At 48.5% G+C, this 18166-nt stretch carries 13 protein-coding genes and 1 pseudogene; all 14 read right to left on the minus strand.

Going from position 1 to position 18166, the window contains the following annotated elements; all coding sequences use genetic code 11:
- Nucleotides 1–585: methylenetetrahydrofolate reductase C-terminal domain-containing protein (locus BM056_RS24610; protein ID WP_092475942.1), on the minus strand; the 585-nt coding region annotated here is incomplete at its 3' end.
- A complete protein-coding gene (locus BM056_RS24615; RefSeq protein ID WP_092475945.1) occupies nucleotides 582–1013 on the minus strand; it encodes a hydrogenase iron-sulfur subunit in 432 nt (143 codons plus the stop codon). The genes BM056_RS24610 and BM056_RS24615, both read right to left, overlap by 4 nt.
- Before the next feature lies 1 nt (nucleotide 1014).
- Nucleotides 1015–5439, minus strand: a complete 4425-nt coding sequence (locus tag BM056_RS24620) for an NAD(P)-binding protein (RefSeq protein ID WP_092475948.1) — start codon at nucleotides 5437–5439, stop codon at nucleotides 1015–1017.
- A gap of 89 nt (nucleotides 5440–5528) precedes the next feature.
- Nucleotides 5529–6752 carry a (Fe-S)-binding protein gene (locus BM056_RS24625; RefSeq protein WP_174550010.1) on the minus strand — a complete coding sequence of 408 codons (1224 nt, stop codon included), beginning with the start codon at nucleotides 6750–6752 and terminating at the stop codon, nucleotides 5529–5531.
- Between the two features lie 87 nt (nucleotides 6753–6839).
- Nucleotides 6840–7679, minus strand: a complete 840-nt coding sequence (locus BM056_RS24630; RefSeq protein ID WP_092475952.1) for an FAD/NAD(P)-binding protein — start codon at nucleotides 7677–7679, stop codon at nucleotides 6840–6842.
- Nucleotides 7679–8698: a 4Fe-4S dicluster domain-containing protein gene (locus BM056_RS24635; protein WP_092475956.1), complete on the minus strand. Its 1020-nt coding sequence runs from the start codon at nucleotides 8696–8698 to the stop codon at nucleotides 7679–7681. The genes BM056_RS24630 and BM056_RS24635 overlap by 1 nt, the downstream gene beginning before the upstream one ends.
- Before the next feature lie 10 nt (nucleotides 8699–8708).
- A complete protein-coding gene (locus BM056_RS24640) occupies nucleotides 8709–9665 on the minus strand; it encodes a 4Fe-4S dicluster domain-containing protein (protein ID WP_092475959.1) in 957 nt (318 codons plus the stop codon).
- Nucleotides 9653–10093: a hydrogenase iron-sulfur subunit gene (locus BM056_RS24645; protein WP_165613710.1), complete on the minus strand. Its 441-nt coding sequence runs from the start codon at nucleotides 10091–10093 to the stop codon at nucleotides 9653–9655. The genes BM056_RS24640 and BM056_RS24645 overlap by 13 nt, the downstream gene beginning before the upstream one ends.
- 19 nt (nucleotides 10094–10112) lie before the next feature.
- Nucleotides 10113–13139 carry a CoB--CoM heterodisulfide reductase iron-sulfur subunit A family protein gene (locus BM056_RS24650; protein ID WP_092475962.1) on the minus strand — a complete coding sequence of 1009 codons (3027 nt, stop codon included), beginning with the start codon at nucleotides 13137–13139 and terminating at the stop codon, nucleotides 10113–10115.
- Between the two features lie 384 nt (nucleotides 13140–13523).
- The gene (locus BM056_RS24655) at nucleotides 13524–14318 is read right to left on the minus strand and encodes a methyltetrahydrofolate cobalamin methyltransferase (protein WP_092475965.1); all 795 of its coding nucleotides are present in this window, start codon (nucleotides 14316–14318) and stop codon (nucleotides 13524–13526) included.
- A 24-nt stretch (nucleotides 14319–14342) separates the two neighbouring features.
- Nucleotides 14343–15290: an acetyl-CoA decarbonylase/synthase complex subunit delta gene (locus BM056_RS24660; protein ID WP_092475968.1), complete on the minus strand. Its 948-nt coding sequence runs from the start codon at nucleotides 15288–15290 to the stop codon at nucleotides 14343–14345.
- 43 nt (nucleotides 15291–15333) lie between these two features.
- On the minus strand, nucleotides 15334–16092 hold the full coding sequence (locus tag BM056_RS24665; protein ID WP_092475971.1) for an ATP-binding protein: 759 nt from the start codon (nucleotides 16090–16092) through the stop codon (nucleotides 15334–15336).
- Between the two features lie 80 nt (nucleotides 16093–16172).
- Nucleotides 16173–17495 carry an acetyl-CoA decarbonylase/synthase complex subunit gamma gene (gene acsC, locus BM056_RS24670; protein ID WP_092475974.1) on the minus strand — a complete coding sequence of 441 codons (1323 nt, stop codon included), beginning with the start codon at nucleotides 17493–17495 and terminating at the stop codon, nucleotides 16173–16175.
- A 131-nt stretch (nucleotides 17496–17626) separates the two neighbouring features.
- A pseudogene (locus tag BM056_RS24675) lies at nucleotides 17627–18166 on the minus strand (acetyl-CoA decarbonylase/synthase complex subunit alpha/beta); the annotation flags it as partial.

Here is an 18166-nt window from a genome sequence, read left to right on the forward strand (position 1 = left end):
GAGCTTATCGAGTTTGCCCAGAGCTTTCATTCTGTCGTAGATTAGCTGCCAGGCGCAATCCACGTCTTTGCTGATTTCGCATTTGCCATACTGGGACCCGCCGCAGGGGCCGTTTAAAATGCTCTTGGAGCAGCGGATAATGGGACAGATGCCGCCGGTACGGTGCAGGATGCATTCACCGCACAGCCCGCATTTCTCTTCCCAGTTGCCGTGTACGGTTGAGCCGCCGATAAACTTGGTGTCCAGGGCGGGCACAACCCATTTGTCAGTGAAACGCTCGGCCAGGTACTGTACTCCGACGCCGCAGGCTAAAGAGATAATAGCGTCAACATCTTTGGTGTAGCTGTCGATCATCGCCACATATTCGGGGTCACACTGTCTGGTTGCGGTATAAGTTACTGTTTCCAGGGGGTTATTTTCAATTTTTCGCATTATGCGAAGAGAGGAAGCCAGTACTTCGGTTTCCTTTTCGCCGCCGGCAAGGCAGACGGTTACGCAACCGGCACAGCCAACCAGCAGAACTTTTTTACAATCGCTAATCATTGCTGCAATGTCTTTTATTGGTTTTTGTTGAGCGATAATCAAGCTACGTCACCTTCTTTCTTAGAAGACCTAAGGGGATTAGGCCCCAATTTCGAAATGCGCTCGGTCATCTCTTGAACAATTTCGGCAAAGCGTTGTCCTTGGGCGGCAGACAAGTTAAAGAAATCTAAGCGTTCCCCGCCGAAACCGATTTCATCAAGAATTTGTTTAACCTGGTGTACACGCTTCTTGGAACGGATATTGCCTTTAAGGAAATGGCAGTCACCCTCCATGCAGCCGGCGACAAACACTCCGTCTGCGCCATTCTCAAATGCTTGTAAGAGCACTCGGTGATCAATAGTGCCTGAACAAGGCATTTCAACAATTCTTACATTGGGGGCATACTGTAGCCTCATCGAACCTGCCAGGTCCGCAGCTGAATATGCTCAGTAGTGGCAGCAAAATGCTATAATTTTGGGTGAAAATTCCATTTTAACGCACCTCCTTAAATAAACCGCCGATCATTTTTAGATACATGGTGTCATTGTATCCCTGTAAAGTGATGGCTTTGTTAGGACACTCGCCGGCACAAGTTCCACAGCCTTGACAAAGAACAGACTCAATTTCTGCTGCGTAGTTGTTTATATGGGGTGCATTAAAGGGACATAACCGCACACAGGTCAGACAGGCCGCACATTTTTCAGGCTTAACCTTGGCAACCACTCCGGAGGATTCCAGCATTTTCTTACTCAGGATAGTGGCAGCCCGCCCAGCGGCAGCCTTGGCTTGGGCGATATTTTCTTCCATGTTTTTCGGTCCGTGGGCAATACCAGCCATAAATATTCCTTCAGAAGCTGAGTCCACAGGACGTAGTTTCATGTGTGCTTCCAGGAAAAAACCATCTGCGTTTAATGGCACTTTAAACAGCCGGTTTAGCTTGGCGTTGTCTTCCGGCGGCAGTATGGCCGCGGCAAGGCCGACTGCATCAGCTTCTATGACTATGGGCTCTCCAAGTACATGGTCTGTTACGGTAACTTTGATTGTGTCTCCGTCCTTTTCCACCACAGGCTTATTGTCAGTTGCGTAACGGATAAACAAAACACCTTTGGATCGTGCCTGTTCATATAACTCTTCAAGGAAACTATAGGTTCTGATATCACGGTAAAGAATAAACACGTTGGTATCAGGATTGTTTTCTTTCATCTTCAGAGCCAGATTAATGGATTTGGAGCAGCAGACTCTGCTGCAATAGGGCCGCTCAGGTTCGCGGGAGCCAACACAGTTGATGAGCACAACATTATTGGCGTCTTGCACCTGTCCACGGTCAATGGATTTCTCTAACTCCAGATGAGTCATCACCTTTTCACTCTGGCCGTATAAATACTCCGCAGGCTCGTATTCCCGTCCGCCAATAGCGATAATGGTTACGCCGTGGTTGATGATCCTTCCGTTGGTAAGCTCGGTTTTAAAATTACCTACGTAACCGGATACATCTTTTATTTCAACGGAAGTATAAACGTTTATCAGCGGATTATCAGCTACCCGGCCGACTAACTGGGTAACAAAAGATTGGATGTCTTCGCCTTTAAATCCTTTTTTAATCCTCCTGGCTATGCCACCCAGTTCAGCAGCTTTTTCGAGCAGATGCACTTCATAACCCTGTTCAGCGAGGCTTAAGGCGTTGGTCATACCTGTTACACCGCCACCGATAACCAGTGCGGATTGGGTAACGCTTACCTTACCCTGTTTGATTGGCTGCAGCAGAGCAGATTTAGCTACAGTCATTTTAACCAATTCCTTGGCTTTTTCGGTAGCTAAGTCTCGTTCGTGCATATGCACCCATGAACACTGATCTCGAATATTGGCCATTTCAAACAAGTATCTGTTTAAACCGGCTTCCTTTAAGGTTTCCTGGAAGAGCGGCTTGTGGGTTCGGGGACTGCATGAAGCAACTACAATCCGGTTGAGGTTGTTCTCCTGGATAATTTGCTTCATACTTGACTGGCTATCTTGCGAGCATACATATAAGTATTCGCCCGCGTAAGCTACATTAGGCAATTGCTTGGCCATTTCAACTACTTCAGGCACCCTGACTACCCCGCCAATATTGATGCCGCAGTTGCATACAAAAACGCCAATCCTTGGTTCTTCGCCGGTTACATTACGCTCCGGCGGGAACACTCTTTCTTTAACCAGTGTGCCGCGCACATTGCCCAGCAGGCTTTCAGCAGCGGAAGCCGCGGCGCTGGCCTGGATTACAGTTTCAGGAATATCTTTTGGTCCGGCAAAAGTCCCGGCCACGTAAATACCTTCCTGATTGGTTCCAATACCGGTTAAAGGCGCCAGTTCGGCAAAACCGTACCTGTTAAGTTCTATATTCATCATATTAGCAACTTCCATAGCTTTCTTGGAAGCCTGGAAGCCTACGGACAGCACAACCATATCAAATTCTTCCGTGCTGATCGTGCCATCTTCATTAGCGTAGCGGATGATTAAATTCTTATTGTCGTCGCCAGCCTCAGTCACTTCATAAATGCGTGAGCGTACAAATTTTACGCCATGTTCATTTCTGGCTCTGTCATAATACTTTTCAAAGTCTTTACCGTATGAGCGCATATCCATTAAGAATATGGTGGTATCGAGCTTTTCGGTACTATGTTCCTTGGCTATGACTGCTTCCTTGATGGCATACATACAGCACACCGAGGAACAATAGTTATGCTGTATCCTTATGTTCCTTGAGCCGACGCATTGAATCCAGGCGATCTTGGCAGGTTCTTTCCCGTCGTAAGGTCTGACGAGATGGCCTGCGTAGGGGCCGGAAGCGCTCAATATGCGTTCAAACTCGATACTCGTAACCACGTTGGGGTACTTTTTATACCCAAAATAATAAAGTTCGGTGGGATTGTAAATCTCAGCGCCTGAACTGAGAATTATGGAGCCCACTTCAATTTCTATTTCTTCATCTTGCATGTCATGGTTAATCGCTTCACGCATGCAGGTTTTTACACACTCACCGCATTCGGAACATACGGCGCAATTCAAGCAGCGCTCTGCTTCCCGGCGCGCTTCTTCCTTACTGAGGCCGAAAGCCACTTCAGCAAAGTTTTTAATCCGCTGCCCGGGATCCACAAAGCTGCCGTGAGCCCTTTCGGTTGAAACCATGACTGTTGGGGCATGCTTGGGAAATTCAACAATGCTGTCCCTGGAAGGTTTGTTATATGTTGCAGTAGCCTGGTCACCTCTCAGGTAACGGTCGATGGCATAAGCAGCTTTTTTGCCAGCGCCGATGGCATCTACCACGGTTGCCGGACCTGTAACCGCATCACCTGCGGCAAATACGCCGGGGATGTTGGTGGACAGAGTATCTTTATCAACAACAATTGTATTCTTTCCGCTTAACTCAATTGTTTCTTGAATCGAAGATACTTCAGGAGACTGTCCAATAGCAACTATGACATTATCGACAGCAATGCCAAATTCACTGCCTGCTACGGGTACCGGCCGGCGGCGCCCTCCGGCATCAGGTTCGCCAAGTTCGTTTTGCAAACATTCAATTTGAACGACCTTGCCATTTTCTCCCTTAAAGGATAAAGGGCTGGTCAGCATTTTAAAAATAATGCCTTCTTCTTTAGCTTCGATAATTTCTTCTTCCGCCGCCGTGATTTCCGACTCGGAACGGCGGTAAACAATAGTGACTTCTTCCGCGCCGCAACGTAAAGCAGTGCGCGCAGCGTCCATAGCTGTATTACCACCGCCGATAACGACGACACGTTTACCCAGTGTGATCGTTTCTCCAAGGCTAACTTTACGTAAAAAATCAACTCCCGGGATTACACCATCGAGATCTTCGCCGGGAATGTTTAATGTAACTCCTTTATGTGCGCCAATAGCCAGAAAAATTGCTTTATAACCCCGGTTGAACAATTCATTGATGGTTAGCTGCGGACCCAATGGAGTGCTTGTTTTAATTACTACACCCATTTTTTCCAATAAGCTAATTTCCAAGTCAACTATTTTCTTGGGCAGCCGGTACTCGGGTATACCTACCCTGAGCATTCCACCGGCTTGTGGCAATGCCTCATAGATAGTTACAGAATAACCCTGTTTGGCCAGTTGATAAGCTGTGGATAGGCCGGCAGGCCCCGAACCGATTATTGCTATATTGATACCGTTTGCGGGAGCTGCTTCCGGTAATGGAAGCCCGTCAAGATCCCGATAGGCAACGTCTGCAACCACACGTTTTAATTCTCTGATGCCAACCGGTTTATCCACGCTCTTGCGGTGACATTCCGATTCACAGGGATGGGTACACACCCTGCCGCATACTGCCGGCAGCGGGTTATCCTTATAAATTAGTTGCCAGGACTCAATGAATTTACCTTCTTTAACCAATTGTACATAGCCCTGCGCGTTGACTCCCGCAGGACAAACAGCTTTACATGGTGAGCTTCCTTTTTTATCTATTGCATAAGCAGCAGGCATAGCCTGGGCATACATTTTGTAGATAGCTTTTCTTTTGCCCAGGTCGGCATCAAATTCGCTAGGCACTTCAACAGGACATGCACTGGTGCACTCACCGCATCCGGTACATTTATCCATGTCGATATAACGTGCCTGCTTGCGTAATTTGACCTTGAAATTACCCGGCTCGCCTTGAACATCAATAATATTTGCTAACATATGTTTTTCGACGTTCAGGTGCCTACCACACTCCACGAGCTTGGGAGAAAGGATGCACATGGAGCAATCGTTGGTGGGAAAAGTTTTATCCAGCCTCGGCATGGTGCCTCCGATAGCCGGGGATTTCTCCACCAGATGAACATAATAGCCGGATTCCGCAAGGTCAAGAGATGTCTGAATGCCGGAAATGCCGGCACCCACAACCATTACTGCTCCTACATTATTTTTTTGCATGACATCACACCTATTCTTTAGGTTTGAAGTCCATCCAATTAAAGCACTTAAATATTTAAAGCAGTAAAGTTGAAACAGCTACCAGCACACTACTCTTTTTCCGGCATTATTAGCGCTCTTTCCATTAATGAGCACATGTGCACGTTCGGTGATTTAGCTTTTTCAGGGTACCACTTGTTTAGGTCGTTAAACTGATCCATGCAGTTATGGCAGGGCACGATGACAATTTCCGCACCGGTGGCCACTACCTGATCCACTTTGCGCTTACCTTTGGCCTTACGAATATCGTTGTATTCAGGCATGGCCATAGCGCCGCCGCCGCCGCCGCAGCAGTAATTCATTTTGCCATTGGGATTCATGTCCACAAAGTTTTTGACAAAACTTCTCAGCAATTCCCTGGGCGCTTCGTATACGCCTTCTTTACGGGCGGTATTGCAGGGATCGTGATAGGTTACCACTTCAGAAATGGCATCAGGATCCAGCTTTAATGTACCATCTTTAACCAATTCGTTAAGCAGCTCTAAAATATGGCGAATGGGAAACTGCTTACCTTTCCAGTATGTTCTGTAACCCCAGCGCATGGATCGAAAAGCGTGCCCGCACTCGGTAACAATTAACTCCTCACATTCCAGGTCGGCAACTTCCTGCCACAGCGGCATTGAAATAGCGAGGAAGTCATCTGTTTGGCCGGTAAACAGGGCTATGTTGGTGGCGTCCCAGCGCTTGGTGCTGATGGTGTAATCGATGCCGGCCACATGAAACAGTTTGATTGTAGCCTGCAGCTCATTCGGATAGTACTTGATATCCCTGGCGTTAAAGCCGTAAAAATATTTTGCGCCTTTTTTGTTCAGTGGAATTTTAAAATCAGGATCTCCGAGTTCTTCTTGTAATTCTTCTTCGATCCACTCCAGGGTATCCTCATAGTCTTCCTGGCTAACATTCATCTGGTTGCCGGATTCAATGTGTTCGTTGGCAATGGTTTGCAGGTAACCGGGGATTTTATCTTTATCCCAGGTGCCGCGCAAGCTGCGTACCAGAGCGGCGATGTTGACGTTCATGGGGCATTCGACGGTGCAGCGCTCGCACATGGTGCAGTACCAGATATACGGGTCTGCATATGCTTCGTCTTTCATGCCCAGCAAGACTTTGCGCAGGAATTTGCGGGGGTCTTGATGCTCATGAATGTCCGAATAAGGGCAACCTGCTGTGCACATGCCGCAGGCCAGACAGTTGGTAAAATCATAATTTTTAAGCAGGCCGGCGACCTCATCCCTAAATTTAGGGTTTAAATTGGTAGCTTTAATAGCTTCCATAATATATAATAGCCTCCCTCCGAGTCTTGGCATGCAAAACGGAGAATTCCCTTAGCGCCTCTTTAGAGGCGCTAAGTTTATATTTAATTAATATTCATTGGGTAGCTCATTAAGTTGAGCCCTTGTAAAAACAGGACCGTCTTTACATACGTATTTACCGCCGACATTACAACGGCCGCACATGCCAATGCCGCACTTCATGCGGTTTTCCAGCGACATAATGATTCTTTCCTGTGGAAAACCTAATTTCTCCAGTACAGGCATAGTAAACTTAATCATCACCGGTGGTCCGCAGATAATTGCATAGGAGTTTTCGGCATTTGGCGCCACTTCTTCAGTGACGGCAGGGATAAAACCTACCCTGCCGTTCCAGCCGTCTACGGCACGGTCAATGGTGGTGACCAAGTTGATGTCCGGGTTCTGTTCCCAGGCGGCCAGCTCTTCTTTGTAAAGCAGCAGACCGGGATTTCTGGCTCCATAGATAACCGTCAGGTCGCCGTAATCGCCACGGCGGACCGGGTCCATCATGTACGTAGCCAGCGAACGCAGTGTGGTGAATGCAAAACCACCGCCAATAATGACCAGGTTTTTACCTTTAAGCTCTTCCACGGGATAGTAATTACCCAGCGGTCCGCGCACACCCACGGTGCTTCCTTCTTCCATCATATGCAGGGCGGTTGATACAACTCCCACCTTGGCAACTGAGAATTTAAGGAACCCGGGTTCAGTCGGTGAAGAAGCAATGCCGAAGGGAGCTTCACCTTTACCGAATACACATAACTCGGCAAATTGGCCCGGCATGTAGGGGAAACTCTTTTCGTCTTCTTCGCTCAGGTACTGCAGGGTAAAGGTGTGGATAAGCTTATCTTCTGTTTCAGTAAAGTTTTTGACCAACTTCATTGGCAGCGGTAGATATGGATTTTTCATTAACTATCCAACCTCGCTTCCGAACCCCGCACATCCTCCAGTACCACCCGGATGTCCATATTAACGGGGCAGTTTTTGATGCACCTGCCGCAACCTACGCAGGCTATTTCGTTGTTATTGTCAACGAAATATTTAAATTTGTGCATGATTCTGTTGCGGTAGCGCTCTTTATTGCTGGTGCGCGGGTTGTGACCGGAACCGTGCAGTGTAAAGAGCGGGAAGGCGCAGGAATCCCAGTTGCGCACTCGGCAACCGTTGCAATCCACAGCGTCATCCACTATATCAAAGCAGTGGCAGGTTGGGCACAAATAGGTGCAGGCACCACAGCCCAAGCATTTTTCGTGGATTTTCTCCCAGATAGGATCATAGAAATTAACGTCCAACTTGGCTTTTAAACCGTCCAGGTTAACCTGGCAGGCAACCACGGCATCTTCCTTGGCCTTGGCGGCAGCAGCCTTATCAGCATCTGCAGCGGCGGCAAAACCGGCTTTTTCAGCAAGGGCTTTACCTTTGTCGGATACCACCTCAACCACATAAGCGTCACCGGTATCCACAAGCAGTAGATCCAGTCCATTGGTGTCAAAAGGACCACCGTTGACCGAAGTGCAAAAACAAGTGCTGGCCGGGTTGTTGCAACCAATGCCGACCAGAACAGTATTGTCACGCCTAGTCAGGTAATAAGGATCCTGGTATTTGTCGTTATTGAAAACATGGTCCAGCAAAACAAGGCTCTTGGCATCACAGGGGCGAACGCCAAAAACTACTTTTTGCTGATCGTCGAGAGTGGTTTCCAGCTTGGCGCCTTCTTCAGTCACGCTGTAGCTGTAAAGTTTTTCCGACTGTGGGAAAAACAATTCTTTAACCGGTAACTTGGTATTATCCGCTGTTAAAACTGCATCCTTGCCGGAGCAGATTTGCTTGAAAACTGTAAAAGTATCTTTTTTTACAGGTGCAAAAACTTGATAATCACTAATCAATTTGTCCAGGAAGTTGGGTATGTCCTTTTTGCTTACTATCATCAGTTTCACCTCATTCCTTCACCAAGAAAGGTTCTGGGTCATCAGCTGTGAATGTAGCAAGGGCTGCTTTGTCGTCAAGATTAACCCCGGCTTCGGCGTTAAACAATCCTTTAACGTCTTTGACCAGTTTACGGGTTAACAGACGTAAGTTAATGCCCATGGGGCAAGCCCTCTCACAAGCTCCACAATCGACACAGCGACCAGCGCTGTGGAATACCCTAACTGCCTGGAATAAAATATTATCCTGGACATCTGTCGCACTCTTGCCGATCCACTCGGGAGTGGTGCAGTCTACGAAACATTCGGTGCAGTAACACATCGGGCAAGCATTACGACAGGCATAACACCTGATGCATTTGCTGAATTCCTGGGCCAGATACGCGCGGCGTTCAGCCGTGGTCTTAGCTTCAAATTCCTTAATATCCGCGAAAGCGTCTTCACCTTTTTCAGGGAGCAGTTCTCCCACTAGCTCATCATAAACCACCGGGTTGCCGTAACGACAGTCCAGACAGGAATTATGCAGCAGATCCGAAAGTGCGACGGTTTCGCTAAAATCTTGGCCTTTCAGGACAACGGTATCGCCGTTGTCTTCAATGGCTAAAACTTCCCTGCCTTCAAGCAGTTTATTGACCTTTTTGCGGTCAATCATGCCGTTGCAGGGGACACCGATGATATAAAGGTTATCCCGGTTGATCTGGTTTTCCTTAACCAGGGCAACGATGGCACGAATGTCGCAACCCTTGGCAACAACAGCAACTTTTTCATCCCTTTTACGCAGGTAATTGGCCAGGTTATTTTCACAACCCCTGCCCCAGGTCAATTTTTCTGCTTCTTCGGGAGTGCGGGCAAAAAACGGAGTGCCCCGCAGTGGCAGACTGCCTTCGGCAAAGCCCACTACCAGGTCAACCTTCTTATCTTCCAACAATTTTTTGGCTGCGTCTTTTATTTGAGCTGCTAGCTTTTGCATCCGCAACACCCCGATTCACTTTCATTTAGACCTTTGTTGGGTCCCAGTTCCTTAACCTTGTTTGTAACATCCTTGACCAGTTCGGCAAAACGTCCGCCTTCAGCCGCAGATACCCATGAGAAGTTAACGCGGCCTTCGTCTACGCCGATGTATTCTAAAAAGTCTTTCAACAAAGCAAATTTCCTACGGGCCACCAGGTTGCCACTAACATAGTGGCAGTCACCGGGGTGTCACCCGGATGTCAGCAAACCGTCCGCACCATGACGTAACGCGCTGATCACAAATAGCGGATTCATTCTTCCGGTACAAGGTATGCGCACCACCCGGATATTGGGCGGGTACTGGATACGACCTATCCCGGCCAGGTCTGCGCCGGCATAACTACACCAGTTGCATAAAAATGCTACAATTTTGGGTTCGAATTCCATATCCGTTTCCCTCCCCCATCTATAGAGCATTGATCATGGCCATTATTTGCTGGTTGGTGCAACCCTTGACGTTAATTGCTCCGCAACGGCAAGTGGAGGCACAGGCACCGCAGCCCTTGCAAAGGGCTTCGTTGACCACGGCTACTTTTTTAGTTTCATCTACTTGTACAGCCTTGGCCGGGCAAACAGCTTCACAATCGCCACAGCCGGCGCACTTCTTCTCGTTCACGAAGGCGCTCTTTCCTTCAACGGAGATGGACTGTTTGGCCAGTACTGTACAGGCACGTCCCACGGCAGCTTTAGCCTGGGCGATATTTTCTTCCAGGTTCTTGGGACCATGAGAAAGACCGCACATGAATACACCGTCAGTACCAAAGTCAACAGGACGAAGCTTCATGTGAGCTTCCAGGAAGAAACCTTCCTGGTTGAGCGGCACTTTGTAGAACTGGCTCAGTTTACCATTAGTATCCCTGTCCGCTACAATAGCGGCAGCCAATCCAACAACGTCAGCATCAATTTCCACCGGCACGCCCAGTACGTGATCGGTTACAGTTACCTTCGCGCCGTTGGCGCCGGCTTCCACCACCGGTTTGTTTTCCACGGCGTAGCGGATGAAGATAACACCTTTGTTGCGGGCTTCACGGTACATCTCTTCATAGAAACCGTAGGTTCTGATGTCACGGTAAAGAATAAATACGTTGGCATCAGGGTTAAGTTCCTTAACTTTCAGAGCCTGCTTGACCGACTTGGTGCAGCAAATCCTGCTGCAATACGGACGCTCGGCATCCCTGGAACCTACGCACTGGATAAAGACAACGTTTTTAGCTCCGGTAACCTTGCTGTCCTTGACAGCCATAAGGCCTTCCAGTTCCAGTAAGGTCATCACACTGTCGTTTTGACCGTACAGATACTCGGTGGGCTTATATTCCTCAGCACCGGTAGCTATGATAGTAACACCGTGCTTGATCACTTCACCGTTGCTTAAAGTGCTTTCAAAATTACCGACAAAACCGTGTACGTCAGTAATTTCAACACCGGTATAAACTTTAATGTTGGCATCGTTATTGACCTGGTCAATCAGTTCGCCAACAAATTGAGGCAGGTCTTCGCCGCGCATGCCAAAGCGCAAGCTGTTGGTTATGCCACCCAGGGCAGTTGTCTTTTCAACCAGACATACCTGATATCCCTGCTGGGAAAGGTTGGTGGCAGCAGTCATACCTGCTACCCCGCCGCCGATAACCAGAGCATCATGATTCATATCCAGGCTGACGGAAGCAATGGGTTCAAGCAACGCAGCCTTGTAAACAGCCATTTTTACCAGGTCCTTGGCCTTGGCAGTGGCCTTTTCCGGTTCATGCATATGCACCCAGGAGCACTGGTCGCGAATGTTGGCCATTTCAAACAGGTTGGCGTTAAGTCCCGCTTCCCGCAATGTTTCCTGGAACATCGGCTCGTGCGTCCGCGGGCTGCAAGAGGCTACAATAATTCTATTTAAGCCGTACTGCTCGATAGCTTCTTTAATTTGAGCGGAAGTATCCTGTGAGCAAGCATACATTTTTTCATCGGCAAAGGCAACGCCGGGCAGTGTCTTGGCGTAGGCCACCACTTCAGGCACGTTGACCACGCTGCCGATGTTAATACCGCAATGGCAGATAAATACACCGGCACGCACAATTTCGCCGGCAACGTCTTTTTCTGCCGGGTATTCTTTGACTTTAGTTAGGCTGCCGCGTACGGAAGCCAGATTGGCTGCTGAAGCGGCGGCTGCTGCGCTGGCCTGCATCACGGTTTCGGGTATATCCCGGGGACCGCTGAAGGCACCGGCAACATAAATGCCGGGTTTATTGGTACCAACACCGGTTAATGCGGCGGGTTCACAGAAATTAAACTTGTTCAGGTCAAGTCCCAGTTTACCGGCCAGTTCCACTATTTCGGGATTGGGTTCCAGACCCAGGGACAATACGACCAGATCAAAGTCCTCGTAGCTAATTGTGCCGTCTTCATTGGAATAACGGATACGGCAGTTGCCGGAACCGTCATCGGCCTCCGTTATGTCATACACACGGGAGCGAATGAAGCGGACGCCGTTTTCCAGTTTGGCGCGGTCGTAGTATTTTTCAAAATCTTTACCGTAGGTACGCATATCCATAAAGAATATTGCTGTGTCCAAAGGATAGTGAGAGTGTTCTTTGGCAATAACAGCTTCTTTAATGGCATACATACAGCAAACAGAGGAACAGTAGCCATTTTCTATACGGCAGTTACGAGAACCGACACACTGAATCCAGGCAATTTTCTGAGGCTCTTTAGCGTCGGACGGTCTTTGGATGTGGCCTCCGAAAGGACCTGAAGCGCTAAGAATACGCTCAAATTCAAGGCTGGTTAAAACATTGGGATGTTTGCCGTAGCCGTAATAAGCCAACTGGCCGGCATCAAATTTTTCAAAGCCGGGGCACAGGATTACGGAACCAACATCAATCTGAACGGTTTCATCCTGCATCTCGTGATTGATGGCTTCAGCCTGGCAGACTTTAAGACACTTACCGCAGGCCTTGGGTTTCTTAATTTTCAAGCATTTAGTCGGGTCAATGGCATAAGCATTGGGATATGCCTGGGCGTAAAGCTTGTAAATAGCTTTTCTTGGACTGAGGCCCTGGTTGAAATCATCCGGAACTTTAACCGGGCACTCCTCAGCACAGGAACCGCATCCGGTACATTTGTCAGGGTCAACAAAACGCGCTTTTTTGTTGATGGTTACCTTGAAATTGCCTGGATCACCCTGAATATCCAGTACTTCAGCATTAGTTATGGTGTTGACGTTCAAGTGTCTCCCGCAGTCAACAAGCTTGGGAGACAAGATGCACATGGAGCAGTCATTGGTAGGGAAGGTTTTGTCCAACATAGGCATGGTACCACCAATGGCGGGAGTTTTATCCACCAAGTACACATAGTAGCCTGATTCTGCCAAATCAAGCGATGCCTGTATACCGGCGATACCTGCGCCCAGCACTAGTACGGCTCCGACCTTATCAGGTTTTGTACTCATCTAAGCATCACATCCGTCCTCCTAGTTTCGGCATCACAAAAAAATATCTTTGCGCCGGGCTAGTGATCTGTGAACCTACCGGCGCCCTAACCGGTCGTTCAAGGTATAGCATAACCGAACGTTTAAAATATTCTTGATACAGTTATAATATACATTTAGTTAAACCAAACATTAAATAAAGTAGATTTGTTTGAATAATCTTGATATTGTTCAATATTTCGCGATTATGCATACCTGTCCATAGTATAATATTTTAACGTGTTTTCTGTCAAACAAGTTAACTCACCGGTTACCGGCCAAAAAATGCTATAAAAAGGCGACTTGTTAAGCCGCCTTTTTATTAACAAGAACCGGCTGTTTTAGTCGGTCTTTATTTAATACTTATTACCTGGAGCGGAAAGTTTTCAGGAACGAATCGCAGTAAATGTCTTTGTTCAATAAGAGATTAGCTGCTGCTACCGCGTCCAGCGTATCTTCGTCATCAACGTCGGCGATGGCTGAATCAAGACCGCAAGCCATGCTCATGATCAAGAAGGTGCGGTTGATCAGGTGCCGGTTGGTGCAGCGCTGCGAAGCGTTGCTCAGGCCCATAGTGGTACGCGGTGCCGGGTCGGCCAGCGTTTTAATCATCCGCAGGGTTTCCAGCACTTCCACGCCGTGCTCCTGGGCTACGTTGCAGGGCAGCATCAGCGGGTCAATATACAGGTCTTCCATGGGCACACCGTGCATGTCACAGTTAACCACGATTTCCATCGCCAGGGCGATACGGTCGGAAGCACTCTTGGGCACACCCTTCTCGTTCATAGCCAAACCAATGATGGCGGCATTGTATTTGGCGGCCATAGGAATGTAAATGTCCATTTTAAACTGGTCAGCTGTTGTAGAGTTAATCATGGCTTTGCCCTTGTGCACTTTCAGGCCGGCTTCAATGGCATCAGGGTTGGTGGAATCAATGCAGCACGGCAGTGTAGAAACTTCCTGTGCTGTCTTAACCAGCCATTCCATAACGGCGGGCTGATCTTCCTTTTCTACGGTCGGGCCGGTGTTGATGTCAAGATAACCGGCACATTTTTCCTGCTGGCGCTTGGCCCAGTACTTGACCGGCTCCGGGTCCTTGTTTTGGATAGCTTCCCGGATGTCTTTGAACATGCCGTTGATCCGTTCACCAATAAGGATCATGCTCATAGCCTCCTCATTTTTAAATTAATATGCATTGCTCTCCATCATCTTGTTAACGTGAACTTTAACCTGCTTAACGGTTTCAGGGTGACGCAGGATGAAAATCGAGCCGCCGGCCTGGGCAAAGGTGGTGGTGGTAAGCACTTCCCATAGAATGGCGCGGCGTTCCTGGGCGCCCCACTCAGGAGCTTCTTCGCTCGTGCTCTTGGCCTCTTTGGCTTTCCAGGCTTCCTGTCCCACGAAGCAGATAACCGGCATAGCCAGCATTTTATCGCCCGTCAGAGCGCCCATGCGGGCTCTTTCCATGATGGAGTACGCGTATTCAATACCATAGCCCAGCGCGCCAACCAGCGGGTCAATGGCAATGCGGTTGGTTGGCAGGTTCATTTCAGTCATTAAGATATTCAACTGTTTGGCCAGGTTAATATCCAGCGGGCTGGAGGCAATAACGCTGTGGCCGTTGACCATGGCGGTAGCAGTGATGGTCTTATAGTTTTTCTCAGTGGCGCAGCCGATCAGACAGTTTTTGCCGGCTAAGGCTTCACCGGCTTTTTCCAGTACTTCAGCGTCTTTTTCTTCAACGCCGCAACCGATAAGAATCAGGGGAACATTGACTGCTTCAGCAACTGCTTTGGCAGTGACAGCGCAATCTTCCGGAGATGCATCTTTAAAATCAGGATGAGCGCTCATAAAACGAAGAGCGACAGCGTCTGCACCATACTCAACGCACTTTTTAGCCCATGCGACGGGGTCGGCAAGTACATCAGCAAAAGGTTTCCTCAAAATTTCCGGCCAATCTGTCGGATCGAGATCCCATACTTCAAGTGCCAATACCGTCTTGTTGGGCATTTCTCCCTCAAAATGCAGGAATGGTAATGTGCTTTCCCCGCCGACCTTAACGGATGAGTCGGCTCCCAGCACCATTTCACCCACCTTGCTGGTCCATTTTTCTTTAGCTATAGTAACAGCCATTGGTTCCGCTCCTTTCTGCGTTAAAAAGCATAATTTTGCGGTATTAAATGATGGCAGCTTTTGTTAAGATATCATTAACTGCTGCCACTACCGGTGACTCATCGGGCAAATTTATCAGTGGTTTGCTCAGTAGATCGTATTCCATTACCTGTTCGTCCATAGGTATCGTGCCGATTAATTCCAGGCCGGTCTTTTCAATTTCAGGTTTGAGGGCATCGAAGGTTGCTTCATTTACCCTGCTTACCACAAGGTACATTTTTTTAATGTCAAGTTTTAAGTTTTCAACCAGTTCCCGTACCCTGCCGGCGGATCTAATGCCACGCGCAGAACAATCACTGGTTATAAATAACACATCGACGTTCTGGGTTGTACGCCTGCTCAAATGCTCAAGACCGGCTTCATTGTCCATGACCATGTACGGGTAATTTTTGCTCAGGTCGGCAACAAAACCGCGCAGGAGATTGTTGGCATAACAGTAACACCCAGCACCTTCAGGCCCACCCATTACCAACAGGTCGACATTATCACCTTCGGAAAGGGATTGGTGTACTTTAAACTCTACGAACTGATCCTTGGTCATCCCTGCCGGCAGAGGGTCCAGATTATTATTTATCCGCACAAGCAAGTCGGCAATGGAGCCTTCAACTTCCAGGCCCAGCGCCTCGTTTAAATTAACGTTGGCATCTGCATCCACGGCAAATACAGGCTTCTTACCGGCTTTAACCAATTGCCTGATAATTAATGAGCATAATGTGGTTTTACCTGTGCCGCCTTTACCGGCCACTGCTATATTAAATGACATAAATATTCCTCCCTTGTTGGTAGATACAGCTGGTATAACTTATACAGGTTAGTATTTTCCACACTGCCCGCAATTATATCCTACTTGCCCCAGCGCTGCTTATAGAACGAGGGGATACCAGCTGAATCGCGTGGTCCTACCAGTACTTCCCAACCACTCAGTTCCTGCAGTTTGCCGCTTAATACAGCAACGCCGCCAGGAATGATCACTTTTCTGTGAGAGACTTTATCAGTAATGCCGGATGTATTTAACATTTCAGTAATTTTTTCTGGAGTAAACTTACCGGCAGCCCAACCGGTCAGCACGGAAATACCGTCTGTGTCAACCGGCAGAATGTAGGCCGGGAAGCGACCGGCTTCAACGTCACCCTGAACGTTGAAATAAGTCAGAGAGAAGTTGGTGGTTACAAATACAGGATCATCCGGACCGGGGTTGGCAATTTCATAAAGCTTGGATTCTACGGCAATCGGCTTCTGCGGGTCGGTGTAAATGTTCAAGCGCAGAGTGATCAGCGGCAGAATGTCTGCGGGATCCGCAGTGTTTAATACCACGATGCCTGCGTACTTGGCAATATATACACCGGCGTCCACGATAACCTGAATGGGATCCGGGTTATCCGCAAAGGTAATGGTTGGATAACCAAAGGAGCGGAATTTTTTCAGCGCCTGGCGGCGAATTTGGGTTTGGTCGGCCAGAACCTTATTAACTTCACGTGCACCGGAATCCAAAATAACTTTCTTGTAACCGGCTTTTTCAACCAGCGCAGCCAGTTCATCCAGTCCTGCACCCTTGATTACTAACGGAGCATCGTATTTCTTGGCCAATTCAACCATGGCGTCCAAGTTAGCTGCATTGGCACCACAAATAAGCGGGGCATTAGCACCTGCCACTTCCAGGGCAGCTCCCATGGCGGCAGCATCTTCGCTGATCAGTACCAGCGGGAACGGGGTGTTCTCCTGAACTGTTTTTGCGGCTTCGGCAAACTTGGCAGCATCACCGGAAGCATTTACTACGGCTACCAGGTTAACGTTATGGATTTGACCTACGCGGTCAAATACCAGCTTATTGATTTCTCCCACTTTAAAAGCGATTTCACTGTCATTGTCATTAACGGCAATGGCAATGCCGGTGGGGTGTTCAAAACGCTTGTCATGACGGAAAAGCACGGTTTCATTACCCAACTGCAGTTCTTTCTCACCTTTACCGATTTTAACCAGCGCAACCGGCGGTGCGGAAGCTGAATCAAGCGCTTCTTTTGCTGCGTCACTGACGTGGGGGCACTGATCCAAACCAGCCTTACCACTGGCCAGTTGCATAGCGAAAGCCAGGCAGGTAGGCTGTCCGCAGTCTTTGCAGTTTGTTTTGGGTAGCTGTTTGAAAATCTCTAAACCTGTTAAACCCATTACTCCATACTCCTTTCTCTGATTCGACTTATCATATATAAGGAATACACCCGGCGGAACCTTTTAAAAGGCTCCGCCTATGGTGTTTCCCGTAACTCGAAAGGAAATACCAACTTAGTATAACTACTTTATTACATTAAAGGATCCATAGTCAAAGCGGGGTGTCCCTTCTCTTCCAGGAAGGACATGATTTCCTCGCCGCTGGTACCGACAGTTTCGTCAGCAATCTTATTTACGAAGTCTTTGCCCAGGCCGGCGTTTTCAGCGGCCTCTTCCAGTGAAGCGCGCAGCTCTTCTTTCAGCGCCTTGGGCATCCATACCAGTCTGCCCAGGCCGCCGTCGGCGGGTACGAACTTGGGCGAGGCCAGATATGATTTACCGATACCCATGAAGCCGGGCATCTGAGCGCCGCCGCCGATGGTACCGGCCAGGGTGGAGAAGGTCATGCCGGACGGGGTCATGCCGCCGTGTTCACGGTTGACCACCATGAAGCCGTTGCACTCGGGCACCATGGAGAGGATACACTCAAAGCAGCCGCAGGAGGTCATCGGGTATTCCATAATGGTATAGAAGTTGACGGCCTCAATGGTGCGCTGTGAGTTGTTAAAGGTAAATTCGTTAAAGGACTGCCACTGGCCCTTGAATTCGTCAATAATGCCTTCCTTGGGCAC

The sequence above is a fragment of the Desulfotruncus arcticus DSM 17038 genome, assembly GCF_900113335.1.
In the GTDB taxonomy this organism is placed as follows: Bacteria; Bacillota; Desulfotomaculia; order Desulfotomaculales; family Desulfallaceae; genus Desulfotruncus; species Desulfotruncus arcticus.